The organism is Chitinophaga cymbidii, assembly GCF_007992715.1.
Lineage (GTDB): Bacteria > Bacteroidota > Bacteroidia > Chitinophagales > Chitinophagaceae > Chitinophaga > Chitinophaga cymbidii.
Window position 1 is genome coordinate 1,811,496 of record NZ_BKAU01000001.1, and the last position, 13,241, is coordinate 1,824,736.

At 54.2% G+C, this 13,241-nt stretch carries 11 protein-coding genes; 7 read left to right on the forward strand and 4 right to left on the reverse strand.

Annotation, left to right across the window (positions count from 1 at the left end):
• The first annotated feature begins 8 nt into the window (after positions 1-8).
• Positions 9-887 (forward strand): alpha/beta hydrolase, encoded by an 879-nt coding sequence (locus CCY01nite_RS07375; protein WP_146859241.1) that lies wholly within the window; start codon positions 9-11, stop codon positions 885-887.
• Positions 888-962: 75 nt separating this feature from the next.
• Here the strand turns inward: CCY01nite_RS07375 and CCY01nite_RS07380 are convergent, their stop codons facing one another.
• Together CCY01nite_RS07380 and CCY01nite_RS07385 are read right to left on the reverse strand one after the other, a co-directional pair.
• On the reverse strand, positions 963-1,592 hold the full coding sequence (locus CCY01nite_RS07380) for a GDSL-type esterase/lipase family protein (RefSeq protein ID WP_146859243.1): 630 nt from the start codon (positions 1,590-1,592) through the stop codon (positions 963-965).
• Positions 1,593-1,604: 12 nt separating this feature from the next.
• Positions 1,605-2,528 carry a hydroxypyruvate isomerase family protein gene (locus CCY01nite_RS07385; protein ID WP_146859245.1) on the reverse strand — a complete coding sequence of 308 codons (924 nt, stop codon included), beginning with the start codon at positions 2,526-2,528 and terminating at the stop codon, positions 1,605-1,607.
• A 220-nt stretch (positions 2,529-2,748) separates the two neighbouring features.
• On the opposite strand from CCY01nite_RS07385, the gene CCY01nite_RS07390 reads away from it, so the two are divergent.
• The 3 genes from CCY01nite_RS07390 (at position 2,749) to CCY01nite_RS07400 (ending at position 6,577) form a co-directional block, all read left to right on the forward strand.
• The gene (locus CCY01nite_RS07390; RefSeq protein WP_146859247.1) at positions 2,749-3,714 is read left to right on the forward strand and encodes a formylglycine-generating enzyme family protein; all 966 of its coding nucleotides are present in this window, start codon (positions 2,749-2,751) and stop codon (positions 3,712-3,714) included.
• Between the two features lie 112 nt (positions 3,715-3,826).
• Complete coding sequence (locus CCY01nite_RS07395; protein ID WP_146859249.1) at positions 3,827-5,167, forward strand: Gfo/Idh/MocA family oxidoreductase; 1,341 nt, start codon at positions 3,827-3,829, stop codon at positions 5,165-5,167.
• 108 nt (positions 5,168-5,275) lie between these two features.
• Positions 5,276-6,577 carry a D-alanyl-D-alanine carboxypeptidase/D-alanyl-D-alanine-endopeptidase gene (locus tag CCY01nite_RS07400; protein WP_146859251.1) on the forward strand — a complete coding sequence of 434 codons (1,302 nt, stop codon included), beginning with the start codon at positions 5,276-5,278 and terminating at the stop codon, positions 6,575-6,577.
• Positions 6,578-6,635: 58 nt separating this feature from the next.
• Here the strand turns inward: CCY01nite_RS07400 and CCY01nite_RS07405 are convergent, their stop codons facing one another.
• A complete protein-coding gene (locus CCY01nite_RS07405; protein WP_146859253.1) occupies positions 6,636-8,777 on the reverse strand; it encodes a S46 family peptidase in 2,142 nt (713 codons plus the stop codon).
• 105 nt (positions 8,778-8,882) lie between these two features.
• Here CCY01nite_RS07405 and CCY01nite_RS07410 point away from each other — a divergent pair, with 105 nt between their 5' ends.
• Together CCY01nite_RS07410 and CCY01nite_RS07415 are read left to right on the forward strand one after the other, a co-directional pair.
• Positions 8,883-9,362, forward strand: a complete 480-nt coding sequence (locus CCY01nite_RS07410; protein ID WP_146859255.1) for an META domain-containing protein — start codon at positions 8,883-8,885, stop codon at positions 9,360-9,362.
• 32 nt (positions 9,363-9,394) lie between these two features.
• On the forward strand, positions 9,395-9,835 hold the full coding sequence (locus tag CCY01nite_RS07415) for a sll1863 family stress response protein (protein WP_146859257.1): 441 nt from the start codon (positions 9,395-9,397) through the stop codon (positions 9,833-9,835).
• Positions 9,836-9,926: 91 nt separating this feature from the next.
• On the opposite strand, the gene CCY01nite_RS07420 is transcribed toward CCY01nite_RS07415, so the two are convergent.
• The gene (locus CCY01nite_RS07420) at positions 9,927-11,375 is read right to left on the reverse strand and encodes a Gfo/Idh/MocA family protein (protein WP_146859259.1); all 1,449 of its coding nucleotides are present in this window, start codon (positions 11,373-11,375) and stop codon (positions 9,927-9,929) included.
• A gap of 222 nt (positions 11,376-11,597) precedes the next feature.
• Between CCY01nite_RS07420 and CCY01nite_RS07425 the strand changes: the two genes are divergently transcribed.
• Positions 11,598-13,238: a peptide MFS transporter gene (locus tag CCY01nite_RS07425; protein WP_146859261.1), complete on the forward strand. Its 1,641-nt coding sequence runs from the start codon at positions 11,598-11,600 to the stop codon at positions 13,236-13,238.
• Positions 13,239-13,241: the final 3 nt, after the last annotated feature.

Genomic DNA, 13,241 nt, shown 5'->3' on the forward strand with positions numbered 1-13,241 from the left:
TCCATCAGATGAAACACAGCATCGCCGCAGCACTGCTTATGATGACCATTACCGCATCCGCACAGGAAAGAATCGACCTGTACCCCGGCCAGCCGGAGCTGCAGATCGCAGGAGGACGAAAAGTGGCAGATGTGCCGCATATCGATTACTACAAAGCTCCCGCCGATAAGAAGAACGGCGCGGGCATACTCATTTGTCCCGGTGGCGGCTACACGCACCTTGCCACCGGCCACGAAGGAAAAGACATCGCGGAATTTTTCAACGCACAGGGCTATGACGCCATCGTCCTGCATTACCGCCTGAACGACAGCGAGCAGAAAGGCTCCCGCTTCCCGGCGCAATACAACGATGTCACCAATGCCATGCGCCTCGTGAAATCCAAAGCGGCGTCCTGGCAGATCAACCCGGACAAGATCGGCGTGATCGGCTTTTCCGCAGGCGGGCACCTTGCTTCCACACTGGCAACGATGATCATCCCCGCCAGCCAGCAACCGAAGAACGAGCTGGAGAAATGGAGCAGCCGCCCCGCTTTCGCCATTCTCATATACCCGGTAATCAGCATGTCCGCCAGCTACATGCACAAAGGCAGCATGCTCAATCTGCTCGGCCCGGATGCCAGCGCCGCCATGAAAGATTCGCTGTCCACAGACAAACGGGTGACGGCACAAACGCCGCCCACCATGCTCGTGCATTCTACAGACGACAAGACGGTTCCCGTAGAAAACAGCCTCTCGTTCTACAGCGCATTGAAAGCGCATAAGGTTTCCGCTTCCCTGCACGTGTATGATCACGGCGGGCACGGCTACGGCATGGCGCCGAAAGACGCTGTGCTGAACAGCTGGCCGGGTCTGTGCATCAGCTGGCTGAAGGACGTAGTGTTCAAATAATATAGCTCCCAACCGGAACGGCATAAAAAAGTCGGGCACAAACAGACGTGCCCGACTTTTTTTATAGAAGATATCTTAGCGGATCGCTTTGTGCACCGCCTCCGCGAGCAGCACCGCGCCCTGCTTGTTGGGATGCACACCATCCGGGAACAGGTTTCCATGCCCCGTCAGCGCCTTGTACAGATCGATCAGCTTCACCTTTTCCGCTTTAACGATCTTTTTGATGGCGGGAATGATCTCGTTTTTCACCACCGCTTCGCGGATGCTGAAATTATCCTTGAATACCGGCACCGGGTAGCACACATAGATCTTCGGTTTGGAAGCCAGCGTTTTCCATTCCTGTATGAACGCCCGGTAGTCCGGAATAAAGTCCGCTTTGTTGGCGTCCCAGTTATGCGGTTTGGAATCGTTGGTGCCGAGTTTGATGATCACAATATCCGGCTGCCACTCCTTCGCTTCGGTAAATTTCTTTTCGATCCAGTAGGGATGATCGCCTTTTTTCAGCAGGGTCCTTGCGCCGATGCCATAGTTGCGCACGTCGTAACCCTCGCCCAGCAAGCGTTGCAGATGTTTGGGATAGGTGCTGTCTCCCAGGCCACGGCCCGCGGTGATGCTGTTGCCGATGCAGGCGACCTTGATCTTTTGCTGCGCCTGTATGGAAAGTACGCTGCATACGAGTAGCAGCAGGAAGCATATTTTTTTCATGCAGAATATTTATCAGAGAAAATTATCGCTGTCGCGGTAAGCTTTTATCAGCGCCTGTTCGCCTTCTTTTCCGGGTTTTGCATTGCCATGCTCCATGCCCATCACACCTTTGTAGCCTTTGTTATAAAGATGTTTAAAGACGTTCCTGTAGTTGATCTCGCCGGTGCCGGGCTCTTTACGGCCGGGGTTATCGCCGATCTGGATGTAGGCGATCTCGTCCCAGCACAGATCGATATTGGGGATCAGCTGCCCTTCATTTTTCTGCATGTGGTAGATGTCGTAGAGGATCTTGCAGGAGGGGCTGTTCACGGCGCGGCAGATCATGTACGTCTGGTCGGAGGTGCGGAGGAACAGCTCGGGGGTGTCGCTGAGGGGTTCCAGCACCATGGTGAGACCGCCTTTCTCCAGTATTTCGGAGCCGCGGCGCAGCGCGTCGATCACGTGGCCGGTCTGCACGCCAATCGGCAGTTTCCGCTCAAAAAAGCCCGGCACCACGGTGGCCCATTTGGCATTCACACGTTTTGCCAGCTCCACGGAGCGTTCGCAGGTTTTCAGGAACACGTCCAGGTGCTCTTTTTTGCCCGTTGTGAGCGACACTTTCCAGTTTTCGCCGCCGTCTATCACAAAAACGCCCATCCGCATGTTCAGTTTGGCCAGCAGGTCGCCGATCTTGTTCTGCAGGGCCGTTTCGCGGCCGAGCATGCCGTTGTCTTCAATGGAACGGAAGCCCTGGTCGTGCATGAAGCGTATCTGGTCCAGGAAGTCGTCTCCCGCACTGTTCTTGAACATGCCGGCATGCGGCGCGTAGTCCAGGTTAAAGGTCTTTTGCGCAGCGCCCTGCCGGGTTTCTGCGGCGGCTGCCGTTGCGGCGCCTCCGAAAGTAAGGGCTGAAATGCCGGCCAGCGTGCTTTGCTGGAGGAAGGTTCTTCTTTCCATAGCGTGTTTTAATTGGATAAAGGGTGGATGATCGTTTGCGATCCGAAATTTAATCGCTTTTAAAGGGAAAACCCAGCGATTTGATAAAAAAATCCCGAATGAGCGAATTTTGATATAAAATGCAAGGATTTTACCGTTTTGTTGACGCTCATAAAAAAAAGGTTGCTTTCATACCCCGGAATTGATAAATTCACACGCTTAATATTTCAGCAGTATATCAATGACAAAGAAAACAGTGGCCATGTTGCTCGGTGGACTCATCACCAGCGCAGCCTTCGCACAGAACGGGGAATCATTTGAAGCCTACGAGCAAAAGATCCCGGGATCGGACGTAAGCATAAAAATGGTACCGGTAAAAGCAGGCGAGTTCCGGTTTGGAAGCCCTGCAAAGGAAAAAGGCCGTAATGCGGACGAAGGCCCTCAGAAGAAAGTGAAGGTAGATGCTTTCTGGATGGGCGCTTACGAAGTCACTTTTGATCAGTTTGATATTTATGCCGATGCGGAAAAGGATAAAACGCCGCTGCCCGACGGGATGACCCGGCCCAGCCCTCCTTATATCGACCTTACGCTCGGCATGGGCAAGAGCGGCGGATATCCCGCAAACAGCATGAGCCAGTACAGCGCGCTGATGTATTGCCGCTGGCTGTACAATAAAACAGGCGTGTTCTACCGCCTGCCCACGGAAGCGGAGTGGGAATATGCCTGCCGCGCCGGATCGTCCACAGCCTACCCTTTCGGGGACGATAGCGGGCAGATCGATGAATATGCATGGACGGCCGCGAACAGTGGCGAGGTATACCATAAAACAGGCGAGCTGAAGCCCAATGCCTGGGGGCTTTATGATATGCTCGGCAATGTGGCGGAATGGACGCTGGACCAGTATGATGAAAAAGGCCTGCAAAAAGCGGAGGCTTCCAATCCCTGGAACAAGCCCACGGACAAAACGCCCCGCACCATCAAAGGCGGGCATTACCTGGATGCCGCTTCGGCCACCCGCAGCGCTTCCCGCCTGAAATCCGAAGAGTCCTGGAACTTCCGCGACCCGCAGATCCCCCGCAGCAAGTGGTGGAATGCAGACGCTCCCTTTGTGGGCTTCCGGCTGGTACGCCCGCTGAAGCAGCCTACCAAAGAAGAAGCGGAGAAATTCTTCGCCGATGTGGTGGACAAATTCGTAGGCGCCCGTTAAGCCCTCCATTTGTAAAATCTCTGCGAACGCATGGATTTACCAAAAGGATGTTGTAATTTCTAAGCACGATCTTTCTTAATCTAATACGCTTCCCGGTAAAAAAATACCCAACATGGAAAACGAAAAATTACCATCATTCCACGATCAAAGCCGCAGAGACTTTGTAAAGAAAACTACCGTACTGGCAGGCGGGCTCATTGCAGCACCATACCTGTCTTCCCAGGCTAATTACTTTTCCGGCGCACCGGACGTTATTAAAATAGCGTTGATCGGTTGCGGCGGACGCGGCACCGGCGCCGCCGTACAGGCGCTCAGCACCAAGCAGAACGTGCGCCTTGTTGCCATGGCGGACGCTTTCCGCGACCGGCTGGACGGCAGCTATGAGAACATCAAAGAAGCCACCAAGGCTACGCCGGACCGTTTGCAGGTGTCGGAAGAAAATAAATTCATCGGCTTCGATGCCTATAAAGAGGCCATTGCCAAAGCAGACGTGGTGATCCTCACCACCCCTCCGGGTTTCCGCCCCATTCACTTTGAGGAGGCCATCCGCCAGGGCAAGCACGTGTTCATGGAGAAACCCGTGGCCACAGACCCCGCCGGTATCGCCAAAGTGCTGGCCACCGCGGAGATCGCCAAGCAAAAGAAACTGAACGTGATCGTGGGCCTGCAGCGTCATTACCAGACCTCGTACCGCGAGCTGTACAAACGCCTGAAAGACGGTATGATCGGAGATATTCTCTCCATGCAGGTATGGTGGAACCAGGGCGCGCTGTGGGTGAAACCGCGTAAACCGGAATACACGGAAATGGAATACCAGATGCGTAACTGGTATTACTTCAACTGGCTTTGCGGAGATCATATCGTAGAGCAGCATATCCACAACATTGACGTGGGCAACTGGTTCATGGGCGAAACACCCGTGACCGCCGTAGGTATGGGTGGCCGCGCCATCCGCACCGGTAAAGAGTATGGCGAGATTTACGATCACCACTTCGTGGAGTACCGCTACAAGAACGGCGTGGTGATGAACGCGCAATGCCGTCACTGGAAAGATTCCGTAAGCCGCGTGGACGAAGAGATCGTGGGCACCAAAGGCCGCATGATCTGCGACCGGGGCGTGATCCTCGACCACAAAGGCAAAACGCTTTACCAGTTCGACCGGAAACAGCACAACCAGCCTTACCAGCAGGAGCACGATGAGCTGTTCGCCGCCATCGCGAAAGGAGAGTACAAGTTCGCAGACGCGCAAAGAGGCGCCGAAGCAACTTTGTCCGCCATCATCGGACGTATGGCTACCTACTCCGGCCAGTCTATCGCGTGGGACAAAGCGCTGGCTTCCGGCATCAACATCCAGCCGGAAAAATATGCGTTTGACGCGCCGCCGCCGGTAATGCCGGATGCAGACGGTAACTACGCCTATGCGAAGCCGGGGATTACGAAATACTTTAGCTGATTTATCAACGAACTTAGGATAAGAGATGGCCTCCTGTATTACAACGGGAGGCCATTTTATGTTTCCCAGCCCACCCATCTTTCCGATAAATGTTTTAACTTGATAAGCATGAGATCATTCCTGCTTTTCCTTCCCGCATTCCTGCTCATGGCCGCGGCACAGGCGCAGCCCAAGAACATCCGGAAATGGGCCAACGAAGAGATCCTTCTGAAAAAAGACATCCGCAACGCCCACACCGGCATCTGCATCCTCGACCCCGCCACCGGTAAATACTGGCTGCAGTACCAGGACGATAAATTCTTCATGCCGGCATCCAATACGAAGATCTTCACGCTTTTCACGGGGCTCCGGCTGCTGGGGGATTCCCTGCCCGCCATGCGCTACGCGGAAGACGACACCGCCGTGTACATACAGGGAACGGCAGACCCATCCTTTCTCCACCCTGATTTTACCTATCAGCCTGTAAAAGATTTCCTAACACAAACGGATAAACGAATTTGGCTCGCCCCGGCCATCATCAAAAATAAACGCTTCGGCCCCGGCTGGGCCTGGAGCGACTACGCGGATTACTATCAACCCGAACTGAACGCCTGGCCGATGTACGGGAATGTGGCCCGCATCAATATCACCGGCAGCGCGTACACGGTAACGCCGGAATATTTTGCGCGGGACCTGCAGCTGGTGCGGGAAACCGCGCCAACGGAAGTGCTGGCGGACAGGGATGAACGCAGCAACCGTTTTGTTTTGCATTACCGTACGGACGACCGGAGCAGCCACGACTTTGAAGTGCCGTTCATCACCGGCGGAAACGAACAGCTGGCGCAGCGCCTGCAGGACACGCTGCGGAAAGCAGTAGGATTGCTCGACAAACCCGTGAGCGCGCAAAGCAGCATCCTTAAAAGCATTCCGGTGGATACGCTCTTTGAACCGATGATGCACCGCAGCGATAATTTCTTCGCGGAGCAGATATTGATGATGTGCTCCACCATGCTCGGAGATACCATCGATACACGGAAGACGATCCGGTACATGCTGGACAGCGTGCTGCAAGACCTGCCGCAGCCGCCGAGCTGGGTAGACGGTTCGGGCCTTTCCCGTTATAACCTGATCACGCCGCGCGATTTCGTATATGTGCTGGAAAAGATGTACAAGACCTATCCCAAAGAAAGGCTGTGGCCGCTGTTCCCGGGCGGCGGCAAGGGCACGCTGCGGAGTTACTACCAGCAGCTGCCGGGGCGGTTGTATGCGAAAACGGGCACGCTCAGCGGTTGCGTGGCGTTGAGCGGATACCTTGTAACGAAGTCGGGAAAAACACTGGTGTTCAGCGTTCTGGTCAACAATCACGATACAACGTCTACGGTTGTACGAAGAGCCGTGGAGCGCTTTCTGCTGAAAGTGGCGAATGGATAAAAACGAACAACCCGGCCTTTAAGCGAGGCCGGGTTGTTCGTTTTACCTGTAAAGCGGGTTACTTCACCAGCTTCAGTTCATCGATAATATTTTTCGCGCCGCCGAGCTTGTCAATGCACCAGAGCACATAACGCACGTCCACGCAAATGGTGCGGTTGTAGGTTTTGTCGAACTGGATCTTGTGGCTCAGCGCTTCGTAGTTACCGTCGAACGCAAGGCCGATCAGCTCGCCGTTCCCGTTGATAACGGGAGAGCCGGAGTTACCGCCGGTGATGTCGTTGGTGGTGATGAAGCCTACCACGAGATCTTTTCTTTTCGCATCGATATACTGGCCGAAATCTTTTTTCTTCACCAGCTCCGCAAAGCCCGGCGGCAGGTCAAACTCATAATCACCCGGCACGTATTTTTCCATCACGCCTGAAATAGTGGTCACATAATCATACGCCACCGCATCGCGGGGTGCGTAGGGTTTTACCTGGCCGTAGGAAAGGCGCATGGTGAAGTTCGCATCCGGGTAGCGGGATGCTTTGGGCTGCTGCTGCATCACGCCTTTCAGGTACTGGCGGCCCAGCTCGTTGTTTTCGGCGGTGAACTGCTGGTAGAGCGGCAGGTATTTGCCTACATAGTTTTTCATGAAAGCGGAAGCATAGGCGTAGGCCGGATCTTCCTGGAGCACCACGGCATCCGGGTTAGCGGTGAAAGCCTTCCATTTTGCATCGTTGAAGATCATGGTATTGGCGAACACGGAAGCCGCCCAGGTCTGGTAGGTTTTTTCCTCGCTCAGGCTGCCGTAGGATTGCAGGCTTTCGTAGAAGCCGATGGGATGCTGGTCTTTCGGAATGTCCTGGTAATACCGTTGCGCCATGGCCGCGAGTATTTTCTGGTCGCTGGGTTTGTTCTCGTCTTTCAGGAAGTTGGCGCGCGCGGCGTCTGCCGCTGCTACGGCCGCTTTCACATCACCTTTCCCGAGAATGGCGTTTTCCACGGCAGCCAGGCTGGAAGCGTAGGCTGCGAGTGGAGAGCCGAAGATGCCTTCGTTCAGGTACACACGTACTTTGGCGTAAGGGGCCCAGGCTTTGTAGATCTTTTCGTATCCGGGGAAGACGGATTCAAATTCAGGCTTGCCTTTGGCCCACTGGATGAAGGCGGCTTCCTGCTTTTGTTTGTCTTCGTACACATGATATTTGATCAGCTGTTTGCTTTCGCCGTCGTAGAACTTCCAGTAGTTGGCGATGCCGGCGTAGGAGGGCGCCAGCTGCAGCTTTACGGCCGGGTCTTTTTTCATTTCCTCGAACATGTACTTGAGGCGGATGTCGCGGAGGCTGACGGTGGAGGGGTTTTCCACATCGAGCTTCAGCTTTACGCCGTAAGAAGTTTCATAACGGTTGGTGCCGCCGGGATAGCCGAAGATCATGGCGTAGTCGTTTTCCTTTACGCCTTTGATGGATACGGGCAGGAAATATTTCGGCTTCATGGGAATGTTGTCCGCCGCATATTCCGCGGGCTTGCCGTCCTTACCGGTGTACACGCGGAAAACGGAGAAGTCGCCGGTGTGGCGGGGCCACTCCCAGTTATCGGAATCACCGCCGAATTTACCTACGCTCTCGGGCGGAGTGCCTACCAGGCGGATATCTTTATAACGCTCGTACACGAAAAGCAGGTACTGGTTGCCTTTGAACATGGCGTTCACGCGGGCTTCGTAACCATTGCCGCTGGTCGCCGCCTCAATGATCGCGCCCGTTACGGCCTGCAGCTTTTGCGCACGTTCCGCGGAGGAAGCGTCTTTGAGCGCGGAATCTACTTTGGCCGTCACATCTTCCACCCGTACGAGGAATTGCACGGAAAGACCTTTGGACGGAATTTCTTCCTGTTTGTTACGGGCGTAAAAACCGTCGCGCAGATAATTTTTTTCCATGGTGCTGGCGCTGGCAATGGCGCCGTAGCCGCAGTGGTGGTTGGTGAAAATGAGCCCTTCCTTGCTTACTATTTCGCCGGTGCATCCGCCACCGAAGATGATGATGGCGTCTTTCATGGATGATTTGTTGATGCTGTACAATTGTTCTTTGGACAGCTTGAGTCCTTTTTTCACCATGTCCGCATACACTTGCTGGCCGAGGAGGTAAGGCAGCCACATGCCTTCATCCGCCCTTACCAGCTTCACGGAAAGCAGCAGGAGCAGGAGAAACAGATTTTTCTTCATATTGCAGGTTTTGTAAAAAGAGGCCCCAAACCTACCGAATTTTCGGAATATTCAACAATAAGGCTTGATTCTTGTTAGGATTCGATATACCATAAAACCAATGCTATGAAGCAATTATTAAGCTGTTGCACCATCGGCCTGACGGCCCTGCTTTTCGCCTGCCAGGGAACGAACAAACCCACCGGGCAGGACACTACCGCCATGAAAGACACTGCTGCGTCTATGGACTGGAAGCTGGAAGGCACCCGCTGGAAGCTGAAAGAATTCCCTGCCCGCACCACCCCGTTACCCGCCATGGAAAAGGAAGTGTTCATGGTCTTCGAAGATTCCACCTCGGCTGTGAAAGGCTTCCTGGGATGTAACGGTTTTGGCGGCAAGTACGTGGCGGACGCCAGCGGCGGGCTGGTGATCACGAACGTGATGCATACCATGATGGCCTGCCCCACGCTGGATGTGGAGAATGAATTCGCCAAAGCGATGGAGATCACCAACCGCTATACGATCGAAAAGGACCTGTTGCGCCTGCAGAAAGGAGATTCCGTGATGGCCACCTTTGAAGCCAGGCCCGCGCAACCCGTAGAATAAAACCCATCATTCATCACCAAAATAAACAAGTCATGCAAAAGTATTTTCTCTTCCTGGCCGCGGCGACTTTAATGGCCTGCCAGGGAAACAGGAATGCCAACTCCTCCGATACCGCTACTGAAAAAATGCAGGAAGGCGTGGAGGAGATCCGGGAAGGCGCTGAAATGAAAGCGGATTCCGCCGGCGCGTATTTCAGGGAGCAGCGGGACAAAGCCGCAAAAGAGATGGAAGAAAGAAAGGCGGAGCTGGATGCGAAGATCGAGGAGCTGAAGAAGGACGGCAGCGCGAAAAGCGAGAAGGCCCGCAAGCGGCTTGAAAAGGTACGCGATGATCTTGGACAGAAGCTGGAAGAAGTGAAGAACAGCACCGCGGAAACGTGGGACGATACAAAGAAAGGGATTGACGAAACGATGAAGAAAGCGGATGACGAATGGCAGGAATTCAAACGTGATTTTAAAGAGCTGTTCCGTTAGTTGCAAAAGCTTCATTCCTATTAACCGGATACAAAAAAAACGCTGCGAACTAAAGCTCCGCAGCGTTTTTCTATTTCAGATACCGGAGTGCTTACACACCCAGTGACCAGCCGTCGCGGTAAGTACGCTTCACGAACTGGTTGGCATCGTCGAAGTTGGTGATCTTCATGTTCGGGCCATCCCACATCAGTTTGATGTAACGTCCGGGATAGTTGAAGCCTTTGCCGTCTGCTTTCGGCTTGCGAACGTCGTAGCTGCGGATCGCGAGGTTGCCCATCAGGATGGTTTCTGTCAGCGGGCCGGAGATATCGAACGGAGCGCTCAGCTCTTTCTTGCCGTAACCGGCGATAGCGGCGTTCACCCATTGCACATAGTGACCTTCGGGTACGCGGGCGATCGTTTGTTTCACATTCACTTCCTTGTTGCGGGAAGAGGGCAGCAGGGAAGGATACATACCGTAGGTGCCGCACATCATCTTTCCTTTTGAACCGATGAAGATGGCGCCGTTGCCGCCGTCGCCCATTCTTTCGTTCGGGCCCAGCTCTTCGGGGCGCGCGGGCTGAATGCCGCCGTCCATCCAGTGCAGCTTGATGTCCGGTTTACCGTTCTTGCCCTCAAAGTTCATGATCACGTGGGAAGAAGGAGGACAGCTGTCCGGGAAATATCCCTGTTTGAATTCATCTACGTATACGCTGCCCACGCTTGCTTCCGCGGAAGTGGGGTAGCCCAGGCCCAGTACACGGAAAGGCGGTTCCACGATGTGGCAGCCCATGTCGCCGAGTGCGCCGGTACCATAATCCCACCAGCCGCGCCAGTTGAACGGCACCAGCTTGTCTACATAATCCTTTTTCGGCGCAGTACCCAGCCAGAGGTCCCAATCCAGTTCTTTCGGAATTTCCGCTTTCTGGGAAGGCCAGGGAAGGCCCTGCGGCCAAACGGGACGGTTGGTCCAGCAGTACACGGTATGCACGTCACCGATCAGGCCGGCGTTGTACCATTCCATCAGCTGGCGTACGCCGTCTCCGGAAGCACCCTGGTTGCCCATCTGGGTCACCACTTTATATTTTTTGGCAGCTTCGGTGAGCATGCGCGCTTCATAAATATCGTGTGTGAGCGGTTTTTGCACATATACGTGCTTGCCCAGCTGCATCGCGGCCATGGCCTGAACGGCGTGGTTGTGGTCGGGCGACGATACGGTTACCGCATCGATGTTCTTGTGCTCTTTTTCGAGCATTTCACGGTAGTCCTTGTAGTACTTCGCTTTCGGGAAGCGCTTCACGGAACCTGCCGCGCGGCGGTCATCCACGTCGCACAGCACAACAATGTCAGACGGGCCTTTAGAGATCTCGGACAGATCGCTTTCGCCTTTACCGCCGACGCCAATGCCGGCCACTCTCAGTTTGTCGCTGGGTGCGGTGTAGCCTTTACCTCCTAGTACATGACGTGGAACGATCATAAAACCCGCAGCCGCCGTGGCGCTGTTCGTTAGAAATGATCTACGAGAAATCTGGTTTCTTTTGTTATTTTTTTCCTGAACCATGATTTTATAAATTTTCGTTCAATATAATAGAAAAATAGTCGCGATTATTAAAAATATCTATGAGTGGCAGAACGTGCTAAAACGATTTTTATAACGGTCCTGTGGCAAAGGCTTTCGCAAACGGCCATCCAAGTTAATAAATTGACGAATTAAGCAATCATTAAATTTGGCCCCAATGCTGTTTGTTGTTATTTTTAGCAGATCACCAAAACAGGTCCCGATATGCCATCCAACCAAAAACATCCGGCCGCGCTGCCTTTTCTGTTCTTTTCCGAAATGTGGGAGCGGTTCGGTTTTTATCTTTTGCTGGCCATCCTGCAGCTGTACCTGACGGATGCGGAAACCGGCGGTTGGGCAATGGACCGGAGCAAAGCGGTAGACATTTTCGGTACCTTCATCGCTTTTGTATACCTCACGCCGTTCGTGGGCGGCCTGCTGGCGGACCGGAAGCTCGGGTACGTCAGGTCCGTTATCATCGGCGGCATTTGCATGGGCATCGGGTATATGGGCCTGGCCGTGCAAAACCTCACGGTGTTTTATCTTTCGCTGGCGCTGATCTGCGTGGGCAACGGTTTCTTCAAACCCAATATCTCCACCCTGCTCGGCAATGTGTACAACGATGAAAAATACCGCGCCCGCAAGGATACGGGCTACAATATCTTTTACATGGGCATCAATATCGGCGCCTTCATCTGTACGTTTTTCGCCGCCTACCTCCGGAACAGCATCCACTGGGGCGCGGCGTTCATGGCGGCCGGCATCGGGATGTTCCTGGGCGTGGTGATCTTTATCGTGGGGCTGAAACATTACCGGCATGCGGACGTTCGCAAACCCGAGCAGCCGGGAGACATGCCGCTGGGCAGCATCTTCGCGCAGGTGTTCCTGCCCGTGCTGGTGGCAGGCTACATCGGCTGGCTGATCCCCGGCGATATTTTCGGGTCCGATTCCACGGACGCTTTCATCTTCGCCTGTCTTCCCATCATCTATTTCTTTACCAACCTGCTGCGCAAGGCCAGCGCGGGCGACAAGCAGCCGGTGAAAGCATTGCTCGCCATCTTTGCAGTGTCTGTCATGTTCTGGGCGGTGTTCAAGCAGAACGGCACGGCACTCACTACCTGGGCGCAGTTCTATACGGACAGGGAACTGCCTGCGGCCATAGAAGGCCCGGCCAGGGGGCTCTACCTGGCGGGAACGGTGACCAATAAAACAGATACGGTAGTGGCGTACGATGAAGAATTCAGGGTGATCAAGGATGCGCAGGGCGAGCCGGTAACAGAAATAGGCAAGCCGGTATATCTGAAAAATGTGGCGCCGGAAAAAATGCCGCCGGAAGGAGCCACCATCGGCGTGGTGAACACAGAGCTTTTCCAGTCTGTGAACCCTTTCTTTGTAATTGTGCTCACGCCGCTTATTGTGGCGTTCTTTGCGATGCTGCGGAGGCGCAACCGCGAGCCATCCACGCCCACGAAGATCGCGTGGGGATTGCTCATTTCTTCCCTCTCTACTTTCATGATGGTGGGAGCGGTCGTTTATTGCAACAACGGCGCGGAGAAAGCTTCGTTGTGGTGGCTGTTCGGCTGTTACGGCGTGATCACGGTGGGAGAGCTGCTGCTAAGCCCTATGGGCCTTTCGCTGGTATCAAAACTAAGCCCGCCGCGGCTGACTTCCCTGATGATGGGCGGTTGGTTCCTGGCTACTTCTATCGGGAACAAGTTGTCCGGCATCCTCGCTTCGATGTGGGATACCTATGATAACAAGGTGAATTATTTCCTCGTGAACTTCCTGCTGCTGGGCTTTGCGGCGGGACTGATATTCGTGATGCTGAAGTGGCTGAACAGGATCTTCCGGGAGCATACCACCTGAGTT